Origin of the sequence: Spongiactinospora sp. 9N601 (genome assembly GCF_044326295.1) — a bacterium.
Classification (GTDB): Bacteria; Actinomycetota; Actinomycetes; order Streptosporangiales; family Streptosporangiaceae; genus Spongiactinospora; species Spongiactinospora gelatinilytica.
Genome location: NZ_JBIRBB010000007.1, coordinates 152,563 through 172,913, shown reverse-complemented (window position 1 = coordinate 172,913; position 20,351 = coordinate 152,563). Strand labels below are relative to the sequence as shown.

Below are 20,351 nucleotides of genomic sequence, written 5' to 3'. Positions count from 1 at the left end.
TCAGGAGCGCTGATAGACCGTCGCCCCGCGTACCACCGTGCGGACGCACACCGGCGCGCTCACCGAACCATCGTCCGGCTTGCCGTCCACCAGGTCGGCCATCGGCGCCGCCGCGTCCCAGACCGCGAACGTCGCGAGCATCCCGGCGGCCAGCACCCCGCAGTCGTCCATCCGCCCCGCGCGCCAGCCGTTCACCGTGTGCGCCGCCAGCGCGGCGGCGGGGGTCATCCGGTGCGCGGGGGTGTGATGCCGGACCGCGGCGAGCACGCCCGCCCACGGGTCGATCGGCGTCACCGGGGAGTCGCTGCCGAAGGCCACGCCGACGCCCGCCTCGGCCAGGGAGGCGAACGGGTTCATCGCCGCCGCGCGCTCCGCGCCGACCCGCTCGCCGTACATGCCGTGCACCCCACCCCAGCAGGCGTCGAACGCGGGCTGCACGCTCGCCCACACGCCCAGATGGGCCATGTGCGCGATCAGGCCCGCGTCGATCATCTCGACGTGTTCCAGCCGGTGCCGCCCGGCGCGGATGACCTCCAGGCCGACCTCCTGGGCGGCGGCCTCGAAGCCCTCCACGGCGGTGCGCACGGCCGCGTCGCCGATCACGTGGAACCCGGCCTGCAACCCGGCCCGCGCGCAGTCCACGATGTGCGCGGCGACGGCCTCGACGCCGTGGTAGAGGGCGCCGGTGTCGCCGGGACGGTCGGCGTACGGCCGGCTGAGCGCCGCCGTACGCGACCCCAGCGAGCCGTCCAGGAACAGGTCGCCCGCCGCCCCGGCGCAGCCGTGCCGGGCGGCGGTCGCCGTGCCGCCCAGCTCGCCCCAGTAGCCGACCACATCGGGACCGGGCTCGGTACGGCCCAGCTCCAGCATGCTCGCCAGGTCGTCCTCGCTGGACAGCACCGGGCCGGCCAGCTCGTGCAGGCAGCCGACGCCCAGCTCGGCGGCGCGGGCGCGGGTCAGCCGCTGGGCGTCGCGGCGCTGCGCGGATGTCAGCGAGGCGTGCGCGAGGGCGCGCAGCCGCTCGTGCGCGGCCTGGCGGAGCAGGCCGCTCTCGTCGTAGCCCGCGTCGCCGCGGACCTCGGGGTCGGCGGCGAGCAGCGGCGAGGACACCGCCCCCGAGTGGTGGTCGGTGCGGGCCAGGTAGATCATCCGGCCGGGGGCTGCCGCGTCCAGGTCGGCCGCGGTGAGCGGGCGTCGTTCCGGCCACAGCGAGTCGTCCCAGCCGCCGCCCAGGATCGTGCCGTGCGGCTGCCCGGCGGCGTGCGCGGCGAGGCGCGCGAGGGCCTCGGCCCGGCTCGGGCACCCGGTCAGATCCAGGCCGGACAGCGCCAGGCCGGTGGAGGTCGCGTGGACGTGCGCGTCCACGAAGGCGGGGGTGACCCACGCGCCGTCCAGCTCCACCACGCGCGCGGCGGACACGTCACCGGTGTCGTCGCCGACCCACACGATTCTTTCGCCCTCGGTGAGCATCGCGCTGCCGCCGTCCGGCGCGTGTATCCGGCCGCCCCGCCACAGCGTGCGCTCCCCGCGCTCCGCCGCCGCGCCGCCGTGCGCCTGCGGCGCGGGCATCCGCGAAAGGACGGTCCGTTCGTGTTCCCTTGTCACTTCAGTTCTTCGTCTCCCCGGGTCAGTGCTGGGATTCAAAGTATGTCGAGTGGGAGCACGAGAACAGGGAAATCAGGATCTGGTGGGCGGCGGTCTGATCACGAAGCCGGACGCTCGTGACGATCTCCCTCCAACCGGCGTGTCGCACCGGTGCGGATCGAGTGGATCAGTACGCGACGGCGACGTACTGCTTGATCGTGCTCTGGTCGGTCAGCATGCCGAGCATGGCGTGCGCCAGGTCCGCGCGGGAGATTTTCAGCCCGCGCGGCAGGTTCGCGCCGAGCGCGGTCCGGTAGGCGTGCGTGGCGGGCTTGTCGGTGAGCTGCGGCGGGCGTACGACGGTCCAGTCCAGGCCGCTTCCGGCCAGCACGGCCTCCATCCGGGCGAGGTCGGCGTACTCCTGACGCAGGCTGGCCCTGAGCAACGGGGTGAGGACGTACCGCATGAACGGCCCCTCACCGGGCGCGTGCCGCGGTACCGGCCGGCCGGGGGCCGACACGCCGGCGACCGGCGCGGCGCTGATCGCCACGATCCGCCGCGTGCCCTGTGCCCGCATGGCGTCCACGATCGCCTGCGTCCCCCGCCACGCGACCCCCTCCTGCCCGGGCGCCGCGCCAAGCCCGGACAGCACCGCGTCGGCCCCCGCCACTGCGGCCTCCAACGCCGCCGCGTCCGGCCGCCCCAGATCGGCCGTCACATGCCGGACCTCCCGATCCAGCTTCGCCGGATTCCGCACGACCGCCGTCACATCATGCCCGGCCTCGATCGCCTGCCCGAGCACATGCCGCCCCACCCCGCCCGTGGCGGCCACAACAGTGATCTTCATCTCTCCCCCGCTCCACTACGACCCCTACGCCGCGCACCCTAACCCCATGCCCCGGCGGGTGGGTCAGAGGAGGTCGAGGCGGGCGAGTTCGGTGCGGGTGGCGACGCCGAGTTTGGGGAAGGCGCGGTAGAGGTGGTGGCTGACGGTTTTGGGGCTGATGAAGAGCTGGGCGGCGATTTCGCGGTTGGTGGCGCCGGTGGCGGCCAGGCGGGCGACCTGGAGTTCCTGGGGGGAGAGGAGGGCGATCAGGTCGGGGGCGCCGGCGGTGACGGTTTCGCCGGCGGCGCGGAGTTCGGCCCGGGCGCGTTCGGACCACGGGTCGGCGCCGGCGCGGTCGAAGGTCTCCAGGGCGCCGCGCAGCCGGGTGCGGGCCTCGTTCTTGCGGCGGGCGCGGCGCAGCCACTCGCCGTAGAGCAGGTCGGTACGGGCCCGCTCGAAGGGCCGGTTGGCGTCGGCGTGCGCGTCGGTGGCGAGCCGCCAGTGCCGTTCCGTCGTGGCGTCGTCGCCGGCCAGCAGGGCGTGGCAGCGGTGCAGTACGGCCTCGGCCCACGGGTGCCGGGCGGCCGTCGCCCAGGGCTCGAACCGGGCCAGCGCCCCGGCGGCCCGGTCCGGCAGGCCCAGCCGTACGGCGGCCTCGATCTGGTCCGGGGCGAAGTAGATCGGCATGATCTGGTGCCGCAGCGGCCCCCGGGCGGCGGCGTCGAACCGTTCCAGCGCCACCTCGAACCGGCCCAGCCCGAGGTCCAGCAGCCCGAGCGCCCACTCCGCCCAGCCCACGATCGTCATCACCGGGTGCAGGCCGACGTGCGCGATCGTGCGTTCGGCCAGTTCGCGGCACTCGTCCTCGGCGCCCCGGACGGCGGCGGCCATGGCCATGACGCTCTCGAAGTGCGCGACGCGGTGGGTCTGGCCGATGTCGGTGGCCAGCCGCCGTCCTTCCGCGGAGGTGGTGACGGCGTCGCGGAACCGTCCCAGGTACATCTGGTGGATCGCCAGCACCGCCTGGGCCAGCGGCAACAGCCCGATCAGGCCGTCCCCCCGGCACTCCTCGATCACCGACTGGGCGATGGCGAGGCCGTTGTCGAAGTCGCCGGAGATGCCGGCCAGTGAGCAGATGCTGATCCGCAGCGCCGCCCCGCCGGACGGGATCGCCATCGCCACCGCGATCAGTTCGCGGAACGGCGGCAGCGCCCGCTCCAGGTCGCCGGCCAGGAAGTCGGCCATCGCACGGGCCGCGCGGGTGAACCCGTCCAGCCCGTCCTGCGGAGTCAGCGGCAGGGCGCCGAGCCGGGCCTCGGCCTCGGCCAGGGCGGTGGGGTCGCTGAGGTACCAGGCGTTGCGGACCGCGTCCAGCAGGAGGAGCGCCGCGCCCGCGCGGTTCAGGTCCGCGATCGAGGCGGCCCCGTCGAGCAGGATGCGGTGCGCGTCGTGTACCGCGCCCCGGTCGAACGCGATCCGGCCGCGCAGGCCCGCCAGCCTGGCCCGGGTCTGCGGGTCGTCGCACAGCCGCCGCGCCTGGTCGGCCAGCACCTGTGCGTGTTCCAGGGCTCCGGCGTCGGCGGCGGACTCGGCCGCGAGCGCCAGCCGCCGGGCGCGTTCGGCCAGGCCGGGGGTGAGCCGCGCGGCCCGTTCCAGAGCGGCGGACGCCGCCGCGTGGCCGCCGCGTTCGCGGGCCCGGCCCGCCGCCCCCTCCAGCGCGGCGGCGATCGTCTCGTCCCGGCCCGGTACGGCGGCGGCAAGGTGCCAGGCGCGGCGGTCGGCGTCCTGCTCGCCGTCGAGCGCGTCCGCCAGCGCCCGGTGTACGGCGACGCGCTGGTCGTAGGCCGCCCGCCGGGCCGCCGCGGTACGCATCAGCGGATGTCCGAAGGACAGCCGCCCGCCCGCCGTGGACAGGAACCCCGCCCGCTCGGCCGGGCCCAGCGCGCCCGCGCCCGCCCCCAGGCTCTCGGCCGCGCGGACCACGACGCCGATGTCCCCGGCGTCGTCGAGGGCCGCGATCAGCAGCAGGGTCTGGGTGCCCGGCGGCAGTACGGCGATGCGCGCCTCGTACGCCTCCTGGATGCGGCGGGGCAGCGGCAGCGGCTCCCCGTCATTGTGCAGGCCATCGCGCAACACGTCGGCCATCCGGGGGAGTTCGATCAGCGCCAGCGGGTTGCCGCAGCTCGCGGCGAGGACCCGCTCCCGGGCGGCGGGCCCCAGCCCGGGGGTGCGGTCGCGCAGCAGTTCGACGGCGGGGCGCCGGTCCAGGCCCTCGATCCGCAGTTCCGGCACACCGGGTGAGTCGAACCCCTCCCTGGCCGCGAACAGCACAGCGATCCCCTCCGAGTGCAGCCGCCGGGACGCGAACAGCAGCGCCCCGGCCGACGAGCGGTCCATCCACTGGGCGTCGTCGATCAGGCAGAGCAGCGGGCCGTCCTCGGCCAGTTCGGTGAGCAGGGACAGGGCGGCCAGGCCGATCAGGAAGCGGTCTTCGGCGGCCGGGTCCGGGTCCGCCAGGCCGAACGCCCCCGCGAGCGCCCTGGCCTGCGGCGCGGGCAGGCCGCCGATCCGGTCGAGGGCCGGGCGCAGCAGCAGGTGCAGCGCCGCGAAGGGGAGTTCGGCCTCGGTCTCGATTCCGGTGCCGCGCAACTCGCGCAGGCCCCGCTCCCGCGCGGCGCGGGCGGCGTGCTCCAGCAGCGCGGACTTGCCCATCCCCGGTTCGCCCCGGATGACCAGACTGCCGCTCCGGCCGTCCTTGGCGTGCTCGATCAGCGTCTCGATCTGTGCCTGTTCGCGTTCTCTGCCCCGCAGCATCATCGGAATCTAACGTTTTCAGATGATTCGCCAGTCAATTGTCTGATACCGCATGGGCGCGCCCGCTGCCTACCGTTGGACCACCGGGCGATCGAAGGAGTGACCGGTGGATGCACTGATCTTCTTACTGCTGTTCGTGGGCCTGTGCGGCTGGCTCGACCACTGGGCCACCCGTAAGCCGGGGGAGGGCCGCTGATGTTCGTCGGACACTTCGGGGTGGCCGCCGTGGTCAAGGCCGCCGAACCCCGCGTACCGCTGTGGTCGCTGATGCTCGCGACGCAGTTCCTCGACGTCATCTTCATCGGCCTGTACCTGGCGGGCGGCATCGAGTCCTTCCAGGCCGTCGCCCCCGGCACCTACGGCGAGGCGCTGATCGACGCGCAGTACACCCACTCGCTGCTCGGCGCGCTGCTGCTGTCCGCCCTGTACGGCGGCGTCGCCGCGTGGCGCTGGGGCCGCAGGCCGGGGCTGGTGCTCGGCGCGGTGGTGTTCAGCCACTGGCCGCTGGACCTGCTGGTCCACCGGGCCGACCTGCCGTTGCTCCCCGGCAACGCCGGTGACCTGCCACTGCTCGGCCTCGGGCTGTGGCAGACCCCGTGGGCCACGGCCGTGATCGAGGGAGTCCTGCTGGTGGCCGGCGCGGTCCTGTACTTCCGTTCGGTACGGCAACGCGCCACCGACACCTGGCGCGCGGTGGTCTCGGGCGTCGTCATGTCACTCCTGCTCGTGGCGGGTCTCGCCGTCGACGTCCTCAGCTAGGGAAGGTCGGGACATGTTCATCGACGTACCGGGCGGCCGGCTGGCCTACGACTCCGCCGGCGAAGGGCCGCTCGTCGTGTGCCTGCCCGGCCTGGGCGACACCCGCGAGGCGTACCGGCTGCTGCGCCCGCTGCTGGTCGAGGCGGGGTACCGGGTGGTGACCATGGACCTGCGCGGCCACGGGGAGTCGTCGGCCGGATGGGACGACTACTCCCAGGCCGCGGTGGGCCGCGACATCGTCGCCCTGCTGGAGGCGCTGGACGCGCCCGGCGCGGTCCTGCTCGGCAACTCCTACTCCGGCGGCGCCATCGTCCGCGCCGCGACCGACGCGCCCGAGCGGGTGGCCGGGATCGTCCCGATCGACGGGTTCATCCGGGCCATCCCGCTCAACGCGGCCCTCCGCGCGCTCGTCCGGCTGATCGCCGCCTCGCCGCGGCTGTGGAGCCTGTACTACAAGGTCGCCCACCCCACGGCCAAGCCCGCCGACCTGGCGGCGCACCGCGCCAAGCTGGTCGCCATGCTGCGCGACCGCAAGCGGCACGAGGCCATGCGCGCCATGCTCCTCAACCGCGGACCGGACGCCGAACACGTGCTCTCCGAGGTCCGCTGCCCAGTCCTGGTCCTGATGGGCGCCAAGGACCCCGACTTCCCCGACCCGGCGGCGGAGGCCCGGACCCAGGCGTCGCTGCTACGCGGCCAGGCCGTCGTGATCGACGGCGCGGGCCACTACCCGATGTCGGACCACCCGGAACGTGCGGCGGCGGCGCTCCTGCCGTTCCTGAAGAACGTCTTCTGACCTGAAGAACGTCTTCTGACCTGAAGAACGTCTTCTGACCTGAAGAACGTCTTCCGGACACGTCAGCCCGGGTCAGGCCATGGGGAGTTTCCGCAGGCCCGTCATGGTGGGAGCGATCAGGAACTCCGGGCTGTCGTCCGGATCGACGCGCAGTTCCGGGAAGCGGTCGAGCAGCAGGTTCAGCGCCACGCGGCCTTCCAGGCGGGCCAGGGGCGCGCCCATGCAGAAGTGGATGCCGCGGCCGAAGGCGACGTGCGCGTTGGAGTCGCGGAAGGGGTCGAAGACGTCCGGGTCGGGGAACTGCCGGGGGTCGCGGTTGGCCGGACCGGGCCAGACCATCATGAACTGGTCGGCCGGGATGGTGACGCCGCCGAGCACCGCCTCCCGGTTGGTGATCCGGGTCAGTCCGGCGAACGGCGTGAGGTACCGCAGGGACTCCTCGATCACCGCGGGGACCAGCGAACGGTCCGCGCGCACCCGGGCCTGGAGCTGCGGATGGGCGTCCAGCAGCAGCACCGTGTTGCCGAGCAGCATGGTCGTGGTGATGTGCCCGGCGAGCAGCAGTATCATCGCGAAGTTGACCACCTGCTCGTCGGGCAGGCGCTCGCCGTCCACCTCGGCCTCGACCAGCTTGGTGAGCAGGTCGGCGCGCGGGTCGTGCCTGCGCTCGGCGGTGTGCCCGGCCAGGTAGGCGGTCAGCTCGTGCCACGCCTGGAGCGACGCCCCGCCGTCGTCCGGTCGCAGGTCCTCCTCGGCCAGCGAGATCTTCTGGTCGGTCTCGAACATCGCGTCCGCCCACTTCTTGAACAGCGAGCGGTCGCCCGCGGGCACTCCCAGCAGGTCGGCGATGACGATGACGGGGAGGGGGTAGGCGAGTTCGGAGACCAGCTCCCAGCGGGACCGGCCGGCCGCGGCGTCGAGCAGTTCGCCGGTGAGGGTGGTGATCGCCGGTTCGAGGCCGGCGATCACCCTTGGGGTGAAGGCGTGGCTGGCGAGCTTGCGCAGCTTGCCGTGCTCCGGGGGGTCCATCTGGGTGAGGAAGCCCTCCAACGAGATGGTGTCGCCGGTTTTGGGCATGATGCGCGTGATGTCGGAGGAGTACGTCGCCGGGTCGGCGAACACCTCCTGAAGCTCGGGATAACCGTAGACGTGGCACACCCCGGTGTCGGCCTCCAGCACCACCGGCGCCTCCGGCCTGCGGCCGTGCAGCCACCACTTGTCCTGCGGGAACGCGTACCGCTCGCTGATGTGGTCCATCGCTCTCCTCAGTCGTAGATCCACTTGCGGTAGGGCGGGATGAGCTCTTCGAAAATGGCGATGTACTCCGCCGCCGCGGCGGCGAGCGCGTCGGGGTCGGGCTCGCCCGCGGGCTCGAAGGCGTTGCGCATGGTGAACGCCAGGGCGTCGGCCTTGTCCTCCGGCGTGAGCGCCGAGGTGTCCGGACTGATGGCGTCCAGCAGGTAGAAGGACGCCGACACGGCGCTCACCGTCTGCTCTCTGTGCGGAATGTCCTGGCGGGTCAGCCCGAACCGGTCCACAACCGCGAAGAACCGATCGGAGGCCAGCAGGTCGTGGCTGCGCAGCGGGTGGCGGGCGAGCTTGCCCAGGTACTCCACGTCGCCGGTGAACAGCGCGAACAGCAGCGGCCTGCGCACGGTCGCCAGGTAGGACTCGCGGGCGAAGGTGCTCGGCCGGACGGTGGCCGGATCGCGGCGCAGCATCGCGATCAGGTCCTCGATCAGCCAGATGGCCTCGCGCAGCAGCAGCGCCTCGTACAACTCGTGCTTGGTACGCCAGTGCAGGTAGACCGTGCCCTTGCCGACGTCGGCCGCGGCGGCGATGTCCTCGACCGTGACCTTGCGGTAGCCCAGGCGCAGGATCAGGCCGCGTGCCGCGTCGAGAATCCGGTCCGCTCGCTCATCCATCCCGTGCCGTCCTTTGACCAATTACGAAATCCAGTCAACGGTCACACTAGCTCGCCCGGGGACGCCGGTACAAGGGCTGGCAGCATGTGGGCACGGGCGGCGGGCCTGACGCGCCGCCGCTGCGCTGTCCTACCAGCGCAGGACTCGTCCGATGTGCGCGGTACGGGAGGGCGCCTGACTCGGAGACCTTGGTCACAGGGGCTTGTGCTCAACTCGGGTTGAGTTGTGAGGGTGGCGTTCAGCCTTGTGCGACTGGGGGGAACGTGACCTTGACGGGGATCGGCGTACGGCGGCGCGAGCGGCTGGTGATGGCGCTGGCCTGCGCCGGGTCGTTCGTCGTCATCCTGGACGCCACGATCGTGTCCGTGGCGCTGCCCGGCATCCGCGCCTCGCTCGGGTTCTCCACCGCCACGCTGCCGTGGGTGGTCAACGCCTACACCCTGGCCTTCGCCGGGTTCCTGCTGCTCGGCGGCCGGTGCGCGGACGTGTTCGGGCAGCGGGCGATGTGGCTGACCGGGATGACGATCTTCACCGTGGCGCGGGTGGTCGGCGGGCTGGCCGGCGGGCCGGAGACGCTGCTGGCCGCGCGGGCGGCGCAGGGGCTCGGCGCGGCGCTGCTGGGGCCGGTGACGCTGTCCCTGCTGACCGCGACCTTCACCGACCCCGCGAGGCGGGCCCGGGTGCTGGGCGCGTGGAGCGCGGTCGGGGCGATCGGCGCGGCGGCCGGGCCGGTGGTCGGCGGGGTGCTGACCCAGTGGGCGGGCTGGCGGTGGGTGTTCTTCGTGACGGTCCCGATCGGGGTGGCCGGCCTGGTGGGCGCGGCGCGCGGGCTGCCCCGGCACGACGCGCCCGGCCGCCGTCCCCGGCTGGACCTCGTCGGCGCGGTACTGGCCACCACCGCGCTGACCGGCGTGTCGTATGGGGTGACGCAGGCCCGCGGCCAGGCCGTTCTGGGCGGCGGGCTCGCGCTGCTGGCGATCTTCGTGGTCCACCAGGCGTGGTGGGCCCGCGAGCCGCTGCTGTCCCTCGGCATCTTCCGGCTGCGCGCGGTGAGCAGCGGCAACGCGGTGATGTTCCTGCTCGGGCTGGGGTTCTTCGCCAGCCCGATCCTGCTGTCGCTGTACCTCCAGGACGTCCACGGCTGGTCGCCGCTGCGCGCCGGGCTCGGCTACCTGCCGGTCGGGGTCGCGATGTTCGCCGGGGCCCAGGCCGCGGGACGGCTCACGCTGCGGTTCGGCGCGCGCCGCGCGACCGTCGGATGCTGTCTGATCGGCGCGGCGGGCGCGCTGGGCGTGGCGGCGTTCCTCGGCGTGGACGGGTCCTACGTGCTGACGGTCGTGGTGTCGGGCGGGGTGTTCGGGTTCGGTACGGCGGCGGCCTTCACCCCGATCACCGTGGCCGCCACCAGCGGCGTGCCCACCGCACAGAACGGCCTGGCCGCGGGCCTGCTGAACACCGTCCGCCAGACCAGCGGCGCCATCGGCCTCGCCGTACTCGGCACGACCTCCGCCGCCATCGCCTCCGGCTGGGCCACGACCCACCCCCACCCCCTGGGCCCGGCCGCCCCGGCCGCCCTCGCCCGGGGCCACACCATCGCCTTCCTCATCTCCGCGGCCTTCCTGATCTCCGCCGCCCTCACCGCGACCCTGACCATGCCCCGCATGCCCCGCTCCCGGTGACGGGTCAGAGCCGGTGCTCCGCGGGCACGGCCGCCCTATGGTGGAAGCCGCAATTCAGTGCGGAGTCGATATCGGCAATTTCATTCTGAGTGGGCTGATTCACGCCATTTCCCCGGGCTTGGGAAATGGGAATTCGGCACTGTGCCGGCGTCGGCGGCTCATCCACAGATGAATGTTCTGGCGAGTCGTCCCACCGTGTTCGGCGACCCCCGGTACGCAGCCGCAGTGGCCGAAGACCGGGGGTCAACTGAATCTTTTGGACGCAGTTGAGCGGGGTGCTCCCAAGGGAGGGGCGTACACACGTTCTGGCAAGGACAGTACAGCTGAAAGCCGTGACCTTCGCGACGTAGGTTCCATCCCAGGCTTACCCAGCGCCGCGTGGCCCCTTCCCTATTCGGTGAGGGCCTAGTTTGCCAGCTCTTTGCGTTCTTGTCGGTGCGCAGGATGTTCAAGCATCAGAGGGGGAGGGGGACGGTGGAGCGGAAGGCGGGGCATGTTTCGAGGGCGTCGCCGTGGCGGCAGGTGAGGAGGTGGGTGAGGTAGCCGTGGGCGGCCTGGAGGCGGGTGAGGTGGGCGTCGAGGGTCGCGATCCGGCCGTGGACGGTCTCCTGCCAGGTGTCCGTGCCGCTTCGGTGCAGCAGGGCGTCGATCTCCTCGATGGACATCAGCCCGGTCTCCCGCAGCAGCTTGATCAGCGCGACCCGGTACAACTGCTCCGTGTCGAAATGCCGCCGCCCCGACCGCCGGTGCGGCGTCAGCAGGCCGCGCCGCTCCCAGTAGTGCAACGTCGAGATCGGCACCCCGAACCGCTCGGCCACCTCCCGCACCGGAGTGAGATCGTCCATCTCCTTATTCTTCCGCATAGCGGGTGAACAGCGGATAGCGTCGGAGTATGCGTCTTCATGTGGGCTGCGCGATGTGGAGTCATGCGCCCTGGCGGGGGCGGTACCTTCCGCATCCGCTGGCGCAGGGGGAGCGGCTGCGGGCGTACGCGACCTGGTGCAACGCGGTGGAGGGGAACACCACGTTCTACGCCACCCCGGCGAAGGACACCGTCCGGTCGTGGGCGGCGCAGACCGGCGAGGATTTCCGGTTCATCGTGAAGCTGCCCAAGACGATCACCCACGTGCGCTGCCTGACCGGCGTGGACGAGGAGTTGCGCGTCTTCCTGGACACAATGGAGCCGCTCGGTCCGCGGGCGCACGCGTACTGGGTGCAACTGCCCCCGTCCTTCGGCCCGTCCGACCTCGGCGTGCTGGCCGCCTTCCTGCGCGGGGCGCCCCGCGACCTCAACTACGCCGTCGAGGTCCGCCACCGCGTCTTCTTCGAGGACGAGCGCGCCGCGCGGGCGCTGGAGAGCGTGCTGGCCGGGGTCGGGGCCGAGTGGGTGCCCTTCGACACCGTCGCCCTGTTCGGCGACCGGCCGACCAGCGACGCCGAGCGGGACGCGTGGTCGAAGAAGCCGCGCGTGCCGCGCCGGTCGCGGGCGCTGACCGGCCGGCCCATCGTCCGCTACCTCGGCAGGGACGACAGCGACCTGACGGTACAGGGCTGGAAGCACTGGGTGGAAACGGTGACCGCGTGGTTGCGCGAGGGGCGCAGCCCGACCGTGTTCATCCACACCCCCGACAACACCGAGTCGCTGCCGCTCGCCCGCCGTTTCCACGACGAGGTGCGGGCGCGCGTGCCCGAGCTGGAGCCGCTGCCGGACACCGAGCCGATCGAGCCGCTGACCCTGTTCTGAGCTTGGCTTTGAGCTTGGTTTCGAGCCGCTGATTCTGAGCACGGGGGCGTGGCTGGTGCCTGGCGCGGCCCACGCCCCCGGTGCTCAGCCGGGCTCAGCAGGCGTGGAAGCCGCGCTCGTAGCCCAGTTCGTAGCCGCGCACCCAGTCGCCGAAGCCGCGCCGGTTACGCGGGTTGCGGTCGGTGTTGGCCAGGCAGTCGGCGTAGCCGTCGCGGTAGCCGACCCGGAAGCCTTCCTTGCACTCCTTCTTGCACGCCTTGGCGGCGGCGACGGACGCCACCGGCTTGGCCGCGGTGAGCTCGGCGGCCTGCGCCGCCCCCGCGGCGCCGGCCGGCAGGAGCAGGGCCGCGCCGAGGATGACCGAACCGAGCAGCGTTCTGCGGACGTTCATGATGCCCCCATCTGTGGACGCTGAGTTGTCAAGCGACTTCACTGTGTCACCTCACGCAGGTCACGGGTATCAGGGAATCCACGTACATGGACCCTGACACGACCCCTGCACCCGCCCCGAAAATCGGTGCGTAATGCCGGAATAGCCCTGCTATGGTCGCAATTCAGATCGGCCGCGGGACTCCGGTGCGACTTCCGGAACCCGTCTCTGCAACGATGATTTCGCTGTTCGCTCCCTCATTCCCCGGCCGATCCCCACCCTTGGGGGAGCCGATGGACGAGACCTTCGCGGACCTGATCGAGTCCGAGGACGTACTGCTGTTCGCCAACGCGGCGATCAGCGCGACCGGCCGGCGCGAGTTCCGCGACGGACGGCACGCCCAGCGGCTGTCCCTCGACTTCCTGCACCGCTACATCCACGGCAACTATCCCGACCTCTACGCCGCCACGCTCGCGCTGGACATCAACGACCACAACGCCGCGCTGATCATCCGTACCGTGCTGCGCGAGCGGGGCGGCGACGGCGGCCTGATCGCCTGGCGGCTCGCCCGGATGAGCCCGCCGCGCGCGTACCGGCTCTTCCGGGACATTCGCAGGGACGGCACCAACAACCGCCGCACCCGCGCGGTCATCCGCGACTGGCTGGCCGCGCGGCCCGACCTCGCGTTCGACGCCGTCAAGTACCGCACCGCGCTGAAGGCCGCGATGCGGCACGCGCACTTCCGGCCGCCGGGCGAGCTGGGCGACTTCCTGTTCGCGCCCGCCCGCCGTACCCGGTTCGAGACGCCGATCCTGGAGAAGTGGAGGCGCGCGCACTACGAGACGCAGGCGCTCTACGACCTGCCGTACACCGTCGCCGAGGGGTTCGCGGCGCGGCGCGGGATCGCGCGGGAGGTCTTTCTCGATCGGATCGCCCCCCGGATGACCCGGCTGGAACGGCTGCGGCTGACCGAGTCGGCGGCGCGCGGCGGCGTGGACACCGCGGCCGACCTGGCGGCGATGCCGCTGGTACGGCTGGCCTCCTACGTGCTCGCGCTGCCCGTGCCGACCCGGGTGGAGCGGCGCGCGGAGCTGACCGGCGCGTTGCGCGCCTCGGCGGCCCGTACGGCGGGTGCCCGGCGCGGTACGTGGGGGCGGCTGACGGCCGTGCTGGACGACAGCTTCTCGTCGTACGGCTCGCCGGTGCAGCGCCGCCGTCCGCTCGCGGTCGCGCTCGCCTGCCACTTCCTGCTGGAAGCGCTCGCGGGCGAGTACCGGGCGCGGTGGCTCAGCGGACGCGCCGACCCGATCCTGGCGCGTCCGGCCGGGCCGACGCCGCTGGGCCTGCGGATCATCGACGCCCTCGACGACCGCCCGGACCGGCTGATCATCGTGTCGGACGGCTGGGACAACGCGCCGCCCGGCCTCGCCGCCGAGGTGCTGCGGGTGTGGCGGCGCAGGCTGGACCCGTCCGGGGAGGTCGCCATCACCCACCTGAACCCGGTCTACGACGCCGAGCGCTTCGAGGTGCGCCGCCTGTCGCCGACCGTGCCGACGGTGGGCATCCGCGACGCGGAGGACCTTCCGGCGCTGGTGGAGCTGGCGGCGTTCGCGCTCGGCCGTACCGGGCCCGCGGAACTGCGCGCGTACCTGGCCGACCGGGCGGCGGCGGTGCGGCGATGACCGGGATCGACCTGGCCGGGCTGGTCGCGCGGCCCGCGCAGACCTGGGGCGCGGTACGGCTGGTGCCGCTCGTGCGCGAGGAGCCGATCGAGGATCTGCGGCTGGACGCCACGGTGCTCGGTGACGAGCCGTCCATCGTCGGCCTGCCGGACAAGTCCAGCTATATCGCGTACGTCCCGCACGCTTTCGTGGCGTCCTGGACCCGCGACGGGTCCCCCGCCGCCTCCTACGGCACCTCGCTGGGCCCCGCCCAGGAGCACCTGGCCATCAGGACGTGGCGGCGGATGGTCCGCAGGGAGGACAAGAACCGGCTGCGCTTCCTGCCGCTGCACCTGGCTCTGGAGGGCTACCTGGCGCTGCACTTCGGCGGCCCGGTGATCGCCTGGGAGGAGTACTCTCGGCGCGCTCTGAGCCGCGGCCTCTCGCCGCGCGCGGAGGAGGCGTACACGGGCGGGCAGATCCGCGGGCTGGACGACGCGCTACGGGTCTTCGAGTTCCATCCCGGGCAGTGCGGCCTGCTGCTGTACGTGGCGGACACGCCGGCCGCCGCGTTCGTGGTACCGCACCCCGAGGACTACCGGGCGCTGCACCCCACGCTGATCCGCGACCTGTACGGCGAGCTGATCTACGAGTACGCGCTCTTCCACTCCGCGCCCGACTTCGGCGTGGCGATCGACGAGCGCGCGGTGTCGTCGGTGGCGGATCTGCGCGCGCAGGCCGTACGGCTGGAGCGGGAGTGGACCGGGTTCCATGACACGGTGATGGCCGCCGGGCTGACGTCCGGGCCGGTGATGGCCACGACCGTGTACCGGCTCGGCCCGTACACCCTGCGGCGGTTCCTGCCCGCGTTCGAGCGGCAGCGGGAGAACCACATCGGCGAGACGATCACCGACGAGGCCGGGCGTCTGGCCTATCTGAAGACGTTCCGGCTGTCGGAGGCGCAGGTCAGGCGCGGCCACCTGCTCACCAGGCTGGCCGCGCACGACTGGAACCTGCGGGACACGGCCGCGGCCCTCGGCACGGACGTGGCGGCGCTCGGCCTGCGCCTGGAACGCGCGGGCTTCGGCCACCTGCTACGGCAGGACGTACTGGACGCCTACCGCAAGTCCGTCCGTCGCTGAACGGGCCGTCTGCGGTGTGGTGGGCGCGGGCTGCGGCGGTGGGGCCGAATCCGCGGGGTCCGACGCGGCGCGCCAGTACAGCACCGCCACGACGACGAAGCCCACGACGCCGAGGACCAGGAAGGCGATGAGCAGCCCGGTGGTGAGGCGAGGCGGGCGGGAGTGCTCGGATGGGTTCACCGAATGTCTCCAAGCGGTGGGATTCCGGCGGCCAGGTTCTTGCGGTTGCGGTGGTGGCTGAGGTGGTGCGGGTGGTGACTCAGCCGACGACAGCTTGACGTTCTCGCTGCCCCCGGGGTTGGCGCGCTGTCCGCATTCGGACGTCACCGGTACTTACAAGAAGGTGGGTATCTGACTAATTTGTCGGTACTTGTCAATGAGGGACCATGGCGGCAGCCTGAGCAGGGACATCCTTATCCGCATTGATCAGGGGGAACTCGACATGGCCACTGGTGACCGCGCGCCCGTCACGATCATCGGGCTGGGGCCGATGGGGCAGGCGCTGGCCGGGGCTTACGTCGCGGCGGGCCATCCGACGACGGTGTGGAACCGTACGCCGGGCAAGGCGGACGACCTCGTCGCGCGGGGCGCGGTACTCGCCGCGACGCCCGCGGAGGCGGTGGCGGCGAGCCCGCTCGTGATCGTCTGCCTGCTCGACTACGACGCCGCGCACGCCGTACTGGACCCGATCGCGGGCGAGCTGAAGGGCCGCACGCTGGTCCAGCTCACCGCCGACACGCCGGGGCGGGCGCGGCGGTCGGCCGCGTGGGCGGCGGCGCACGGCATCGACTATCTCGACGGTGCGATCATGACGCCCACGACGACCATCGGCGGGCCGGCCGCCGTCCTGCTCTACAGCGGGCCCGCCGACCTGTACCAGGCCCACAAGCCCGTCCTGGACGTCCTCGGCGGCACCGCCACCCACCTGGGGACGGACCCCGGCCGGGCGGCGGCCTACGACCTGGCGCTGCTCGACCTGTTCTGGACGACCATGACGGGCCTGATGCACGCGTTCGCGCTGGCCCGGGCCGAGAACATCACGGCCGGGGACTTCGCGCCGTTCGCCAAGGGGATCGGCGACCTGGTCCCGCTCATGATCGACACCGCCGTCGGGCCGGTGGACTCCCGTCACCACCCCTCGGAAGGGTCCGCCATCACCTCCAATGTCGCCACGCTCGACCACATCATCCACGCGGGCGAGGAGAGGGGGATCGACGTCAGCGTGGTCCGCGCGATCAAGGCGAGCGCGCAGCGGGCCATCGACGCGGGGCACGGCGGCGACGCGTTCAGCAGGCTGGTGGAGGTGTTCTCGGAGCGGGGCGCGTGACGGTCGTCGCCGCCCGGAACGGCCGCCAGGCGGCGGCGGTGACCGCGACCATGCACCCGAAGGCGATCCAGAAGGGCGCGGTCAGGCCGAGGGTCCGGGCGAACAGGCCGCCGAGCAGCGAACCCAGCGCGGCCCCGCCCAGGTCCATCAGCGAATAGACGCCGACCACCCGGCCCTGGAGCCGGTCGGGGACGGCACGCTGACGTACGGTGTTCACCACCACGTTCCAGACCATGGTGTGGACGCCGAAGACGATCAGGATCGCGCCCGCCGTCCAGGGGCTCGTGGTCAGGGCGAGCGTCAGGTGGGTGACGCACTCGACGATGAGCCCGGCGCGGAGCAGGGCGGCGGCGCCGTACCTGGCCGCGAGGCGGCCCGCGACCGACGAACCGATCAGGCCGCCGACGGCGAACGTGGTCAGCAGCGTGCCGTACCCGAGTTCGGACAGGCCGAGGCGGTCTCGCGCGTACAGCACGAAGATCGCGAAGGCGGCGCAGAACACGATGTTCATCGCGCCCAGGCACAGCGCCAGCGTGCGCAGCAGGCCGTGGGCCCACAGCGCGCGGACGCCTTCGGCGATGTCGTGCCGTACGGCGGAGCGCTTCGGCTCTGGCTCTGGTTCTGGCTCTGACTTCGGTTCCGCTGCCGGGCGGGGGACGGGCCGCATCGCCGCGACGATCAGCGCCGAGGCCACGAAGGTCAGGGCGTTGACGCCGAACGCGAGCGCGGCCCCGGCCACGAACAGCCACGCGCCGAGCGGCTTGGCCGCGAACTGGTTGACCACCGTGAACGTGGCACCGAGCCGGGCGTTGGCCCGGGGCAGCAACTCGTCCGGGACGACGGCGGGCAGCCGGGCCTGGGAGGCCGTGTCCGCCAGCGTCTCACCGGTGCCGAGCAGGAAGAACGCCGCGTAGACCAGCGGAATGGTCACCGCGTCGAAGGCGATGGACAGCGCCAGGCCGGACATCACGGCCCCGCGCAGCAGGTTGACCACGACGATCAGCCGTTGCCGGTCGACGCGGTCCACATAGACGCCGCTGAGCAGGGAGAACAGCAGCCAGGGCACCTGCCCGGCGAATGCCGCCCCGGCCACCAGGGCGGGATCGGCGGTCAGCGAGGCGACGAGCAGGGGGCCCGCCACCGAGCCGACGCCGTCGCCGAGGTTGGAGATCGCGGAAGCTGTCCACAGCTTGTGGAAATCAGCGCCCAGTTTGGCCGTGCCGGCCTGCCGGGCACGATCGCGCGCACGCAAAAGAGGACTCCTCGCTGGAGAAGAACGGTCCGGATGAACGGAAGACCGCTCCCTCCCGGGAGCCCCTGTGGGTGCTTGCCGGTGCTTGCCGGTGCTGTCAGCCGGTGGGGGCGGGGAGTGGAGCGGTGGGGATGACCTTTCGGCTGTGCATGGAACCTCCCGATCAGGTGCGCCTTGCGTGGCGCCGCCGGAGGACCGCGAGGAGGTCTCCGGGCCGCGTAACCTCGTCCAACAGACGGTATTCAGGGCCGCTCGCGGCGGCAACGCGTTTTGCCGGGGTGGCGGGCGTTCCGGGGCGCTTCGGGCGCTTTGGGGGTGGGGCCGGTCTTTGAAAATTCTTTGGAGCGGGTCGCATAGCGGCGGGCTCGCCGTCGCGTCTAAAAGGGCGTACCGCACTGTGGAGGTTGACTGTGGACGACGACGCCGAGAGGGCGTTCCGCGAGTTCGTGACCGCGCGCTCGCCTGCCCTCATGCGCGTGGCCTACCTGCTCGCGGGCGGTGACCAGCACGCGGCGGAAGATCTGCTGCAGTCGGCGCTGGCCCGCACCTTCACGAAGTGGCGGTCCATCGAGTCCCCCGAGGCATACGTCCGGCAGGCGATGTACCGCCAGCAGGTCTCCTGGTGGCGGCTGGCCTGGCGGCGCAACGAGATGGCCGTCGCCGAGCCGCCCGAGGTGTCCGGGCCGGACGAGGCGCACACCGCCGAGCTGAAGATCGTCGTCCGGCGGGCGCTGGCCCGGCTCACCCCCCGGCAGCGGACCATGCTGGTGCTCCGATACTTCGAAGACCTTCCGGAGTCCACGGTGGCGGCGCAGCTCGGCTGTTCGGTCGGCACGGTCCGCAGCACCTCGCACCGCGCCCTGGCCCGGCTCCGCGAGCTCTCGCCGGAGCTGCGGGCCTTCGACGACCCCTACACGATCTTCGGGGAGGCGACCGCATGACCGTCGAAGACGTTCTGAAGGAGGTCCTGCGCGAGTGGTCGGAGGAGTCGAAGATTCCGCCCGACCTGGCGGGCCGGGCCATACGCCGGCGTTCCCGGCGGCGCCGGGGCACGGTCATGGCGCTCGCGGGAGCGGTCGCCGCGGCCGTCGCCGCGGCGGTCGTGATGCCCGGCGCGCTCGCGGGCGGCGGCTCGCCGTCCGACCCGGTCACGGTGGTCGCCGGGCAGCCCTCGGCCTCACCCGGCCAGGCCCGCGACCTCGCGGTGAGCGCCGACCCCGACGTCGAGCCCCCGGAGGGCCGCCTGATCGCGGCGCAGGGCGTGGCCATGTTCGCGTACGACGTCTCCTCCCCCCGGAAGGCCACCGCCGGCCGGACCGAGGTCCGCTCGACCTGGTTCCTCTACGACGACGCGCGGGGGCGCTACCGCAAGACCGCGTGGACCTACCTCGACGTCGCGCCGGGCGGCGGTCAGGTCGCGGTGCTGGAGAAGTTCGGCGCGCGCCGGGTCGGCGTCACCGACCGCTCCGGCAGCAGTGTGCGCTGGCTCGACCTGGACCAGCGGCCGAGTGCGGTCAAGTGGTCGCCCGACGGCAAGCGGCTGCTGCTGACGGTCTACGATTCCGACCCCGACGCCGACGAGTCGGGGAAGGGGTCCACGGCCCGCCGTACCGGCTTCGTGCTCCTCGATCCGGAGACGGGCGAGTCCCGGTTCGTCCCGATGTCCGCTGACACGTCCGGCCATGGGCGGGGCGCCGACCTGCACTGGTCCGCCGACGGCACCGTCCTTTGGGACATCACCGGCTTCGAGAGCGAACGCACCTACTTCGACCTCCAGGGCCGCTCGGCGGCCAAGCCCAAGCACACCACCAACCAACCGGCCGGCCGCTCCCCAGACGGCCACCGCCTGGCCGTCAACGCCTCCGAAGACCGCGCCTGGACAGGAGTCCAGGACATCGCCACCGGCAAGGTCACCCCGATCCGCGCGGCCAAGGGCCACATGGTCATCGAGCTGTCCGCCTGGGCCGACAACGACCACCTGGTGGCCTGGGCCTGCGAAATCGACGGCCCCACCGGATGCGAAGAGCCCTCCCGCAGCCGCCTCGTCCTGGTCAGCACCGACGGCACCACCGTCCAACCCCTCACCGACTACCGCGAAGCCGAACCCACCGAAACCTGGACCCCCCACTTCACCCCCCGCTAACCCCGATTCCGGTCGGTCAGGGGCTCCACCACCCGCGAGGGCAGATCACACAACCGCCGCCCACGACCCCATCTCAGCCAGCACCACATCGACCATCTCGAACGACACCCGCTGCGTCAGCTCCCCCAGACGCCCTGGCGCGAGCACCCCGCGGCCGTCCGGACTTGACGATTCACCACAGCACTCAACGGAGATCCAGTGTGGAACGGATGGTGGTAGAAGATCCCCCGTTCTACCGGATCTCCGTTCGCATATCTTGATCTTCTCTGGTTCTTGAACCCCCAGCCCCGGCCCCAACTAACCAGCGTCACCGCTACCCCCCAAAACGA

18 protein-coding genes are annotated in these 20,351 nt (G+C 72.4%); 9 read left to right on the top strand and 9 right to left on the bottom strand.

All coding sequences use genetic code 11. The features are described 5' to 3' along the window. The 3 genes from ACH34R_RS18205 to ACH34R_RS18195 form a co-directional block, all read right to left on the bottom strand. On the bottom strand, window positions 1-1,605 hold the full coding sequence (locus tag ACH34R_RS18205) for an amidohydrolase (RefSeq protein WP_397562609.1): 1,605 nt from the start codon (window positions 1,603-1,605) through the stop codon (window positions 1-3). A 166-nt stretch (window positions 1,606-1,771) separates the two neighbouring features. Further along, entirely contained in the window at window positions 1,772-2,431 is a 660-nt protein-coding gene (locus tag ACH34R_RS18200; protein ID WP_397562608.1) for an NAD(P)-dependent oxidoreductase, read from the bottom strand. A 63-nt stretch (window positions 2,432-2,494) separates the two neighbouring features. Then, on the bottom strand, window positions 2,495-5,224 hold the full coding sequence (locus tag ACH34R_RS18195; protein ID WP_397562607.1) for an AAA family ATPase: 2,730 nt from the start codon (window positions 5,222-5,224) through the stop codon (window positions 2,495-2,497). 195 nt (window positions 5,225-5,419) lie between these two features. On the opposite strand from ACH34R_RS18195, the gene ACH34R_RS18190 reads away from it, so the two are divergent. Beyond that, window positions 5,420-5,983 carry a permease gene (locus ACH34R_RS18190; protein WP_397562606.1) on the top strand — a complete coding sequence of 188 codons (564 nt, stop codon included), beginning with the start codon at window positions 5,420-5,422 and terminating at the stop codon, window positions 5,981-5,983. A 13-nt stretch (window positions 5,984-5,996) separates the two neighbouring features. Continuing rightward, window positions 5,997-6,779 (top strand): alpha/beta fold hydrolase, encoded by a 783-nt coding sequence (locus ACH34R_RS18185; RefSeq protein WP_397562605.1) that lies wholly within the window; start codon window positions 5,997-5,999, stop codon window positions 6,777-6,779. A 72-nt stretch (window positions 6,780-6,851) separates the two neighbouring features. Here the strand turns inward: ACH34R_RS18185 and ACH34R_RS18180 are convergent, their stop codons facing one another. Together ACH34R_RS18180 and ACH34R_RS18175 are read right to left on the bottom strand one after the other, a co-directional pair. After that, entirely contained in the window at window positions 6,852-8,036 is a 1,185-nt protein-coding gene (locus ACH34R_RS18180) for a cytochrome P450 (RefSeq protein ID WP_397562604.1), read from the bottom strand. Between the two features lie 8 nt (window positions 8,037-8,044). Next, window positions 8,045-8,704, bottom strand: a complete 660-nt coding sequence (locus ACH34R_RS18175; RefSeq protein ID WP_397562603.1) for a TetR/AcrR family transcriptional regulator — start codon at window positions 8,702-8,704, stop codon at window positions 8,045-8,047. 263 nt (window positions 8,705-8,967) lie between these two features. On the opposite strand from ACH34R_RS18175, the gene ACH34R_RS18170 reads away from it, so the two are divergent. After that, window positions 8,968-10,383, top strand: a complete 1,416-nt coding sequence (locus ACH34R_RS18170) for an MFS transporter (protein WP_397562602.1) — start codon at window positions 8,968-8,970, stop codon at window positions 10,381-10,383. Between the two features lie 455 nt (window positions 10,384-10,838). Here ACH34R_RS18170 and ACH34R_RS18165 read toward each other — a convergent pair whose 3' ends face one another. Continuing rightward, on the bottom strand, window positions 10,839-11,228 hold the full coding sequence (locus ACH34R_RS18165; RefSeq protein ID WP_397562601.1) for a MerR family transcriptional regulator: 390 nt from the start codon (window positions 11,226-11,228) through the stop codon (window positions 10,839-10,841). A 47-nt stretch (window positions 11,229-11,275) separates the two neighbouring features. On the opposite strand from ACH34R_RS18165, the gene ACH34R_RS18160 reads away from it, so the two are divergent. After that, window positions 11,276-12,127, top strand: coding sequence for a DUF72 domain-containing protein (locus ACH34R_RS18160; RefSeq protein ID WP_397562600.1), 852 nt, complete (start codon window positions 11,276-11,278; stop codon window positions 12,125-12,127). Window positions 12,128-12,221: 94 nt separating this feature from the next. On the opposite strand, the gene ACH34R_RS18155 is transcribed toward ACH34R_RS18160, so the two are convergent. After that, on the bottom strand, window positions 12,222-12,518 hold the full coding sequence (locus ACH34R_RS18155; protein WP_397562599.1) for a hypothetical protein: 297 nt from the start codon (window positions 12,516-12,518) through the stop codon (window positions 12,222-12,224). Window positions 12,519-12,790: 272 nt separating this feature from the next. Between ACH34R_RS18155 and ACH34R_RS18150 the strand changes: the two genes are divergently transcribed. After that, window positions 12,791-14,179, top strand: coding sequence for a hypothetical protein (locus ACH34R_RS18150; RefSeq protein WP_397562598.1), 1,389 nt, complete (start codon window positions 12,791-12,793; stop codon window positions 14,177-14,179). Next, window positions 14,176-15,300, top strand: a complete 1,125-nt coding sequence (locus ACH34R_RS18145) for an ARPP-2 domain-containing protein (protein WP_397562597.1) — start codon at window positions 14,176-14,178, stop codon at window positions 15,298-15,300. Before ACH34R_RS18150 ends, ACH34R_RS18145 begins: the two co-directional genes overlap by 4 nt. Here the strand turns inward: ACH34R_RS18145 and ACH34R_RS18140 are convergent. Continuing rightward, complete coding sequence (locus ACH34R_RS18140) at window positions 15,253-15,480, bottom strand: hypothetical protein (RefSeq protein WP_397562596.1); 228 nt, start codon at window positions 15,478-15,480, stop codon at window positions 15,253-15,255. The two genes, ACH34R_RS18145 and ACH34R_RS18140, sit on opposite strands and share 48 nt — an antisense overlap. A gap of 262 nt (window positions 15,481-15,742) precedes the next feature. Here ACH34R_RS18140 and ACH34R_RS18135 point away from each other — a divergent pair, with 262 nt between their 5' ends. Continuing rightward, on the top strand, window positions 15,743-16,627 hold the full coding sequence (locus tag ACH34R_RS18135) for an NAD(P)-dependent oxidoreductase (RefSeq protein ID WP_397562595.1): 885 nt from the start codon (window positions 15,743-15,745) through the stop codon (window positions 16,625-16,627). On the opposite strand, the gene ACH34R_RS18130 is transcribed toward ACH34R_RS18135, so the two are convergent. Then, window positions 16,587-17,879 (bottom strand): MFS transporter, encoded by a 1,293-nt coding sequence (locus ACH34R_RS18130; RefSeq protein WP_397562594.1) that lies wholly within the window; start codon window positions 17,877-17,879, stop codon window positions 16,587-16,589. The two genes, ACH34R_RS18135 and ACH34R_RS18130, sit on opposite strands and share 41 nt — an antisense overlap. A 410-nt stretch (window positions 17,880-18,289) precedes the next feature. On the opposite strand from ACH34R_RS18130, the gene ACH34R_RS18125 reads away from it, so the two are divergent. Further along, window positions 18,290-18,820: a SigE family RNA polymerase sigma factor gene (locus ACH34R_RS18125; RefSeq protein WP_397562593.1), complete on the top strand. Its 531-nt coding sequence runs from the start codon at window positions 18,290-18,292 to the stop codon at window positions 18,818-18,820. Further along, window positions 18,817-20,022 carry a hypothetical protein gene (locus ACH34R_RS18120; protein ID WP_397562592.1) on the top strand — a complete coding sequence of 402 codons (1,206 nt, stop codon included), beginning with the start codon at window positions 18,817-18,819 and terminating at the stop codon, window positions 20,020-20,022. Before ACH34R_RS18125 ends, ACH34R_RS18120 begins: the two co-directional genes overlap by 4 nt. The last annotated feature ends 329 nt before the right edge of the window (window positions 20,023-20,351 follow it).

Coding starts and splice junctions, on each gene's coding strand:
- ACH34R_RS18200 (WP_397562608.1), bottom strand. CDS start 2,431: ATGAAGATCACTGTTGTGGCCGCCACGGGCGGGGTGGGGCGGCATGTG.
- ACH34R_RS18195 (WP_397562607.1), bottom strand. CDS start 5,224: ATGCTGCGGGGCAGAGAACGCGAACAGGCACAGATCGAGACGCTGATC.
- ACH34R_RS18190 (WP_397562606.1), top strand. CDS start 5,420: ATGTTCGTCGGACACTTCGGGGTGGCCGCCGTGGTCAAGGCCGCCGAA.
- ACH34R_RS18185 (WP_397562605.1), top strand. CDS start 5,997: ATGTTCATCGACGTACCGGGCGGCCGGCTGGCCTACGACTCCGCCGGC.
- ACH34R_RS18180 (WP_397562604.1), bottom strand. CDS start 8,036: ATGGACCACATCAGCGAGCGGTACGCGTTCCCGCAGGACAAGTGGTGG.
- ACH34R_RS18175 (WP_397562603.1), bottom strand. CDS start 8,704: ATGGATGAGCGAGCGGACCGGATTCTCGACGCGGCACGCGGCCTGATC.
- ACH34R_RS18165 (WP_397562601.1), bottom strand. CDS start 11,228: ATGGACGATCTCACTCCGGTGCGGGAGGTGGCCGAGCGGTTCGGGGTG.
- ACH34R_RS18160 (WP_397562600.1), top strand. CDS start 11,276: ATGCGTCTTCATGTGGGCTGCGCGATGTGGAGTCATGCGCCCTGGCGG.
- ACH34R_RS18155 (WP_397562599.1), bottom strand. CDS start 12,518: ATGAACGTCCGCAGAACGCTGCTCGGTTCGGTCATCCTCGGCGCGGCC.
- ACH34R_RS18150 (WP_397562598.1), top strand. CDS start 12,791: ATGGACGAGACCTTCGCGGACCTGATCGAGTCCGAGGACGTACTGCTG.
- ACH34R_RS18145 (WP_397562597.1), top strand. CDS start 14,176: ATGACCGGGATCGACCTGGCCGGGCTGGTCGCGCGGCCCGCGCAGACC.
- ACH34R_RS18135 (WP_397562595.1), top strand. CDS start 15,743: ATGGCCACTGGTGACCGCGCGCCCGTCACGATCATCGGGCTGGGGCCG.
- ACH34R_RS18120 (WP_397562592.1), top strand. CDS start 18,817: ATGACCGTCGAAGACGTTCTGAAGGAGGTCCTGCGCGAGTGGTCGGAG.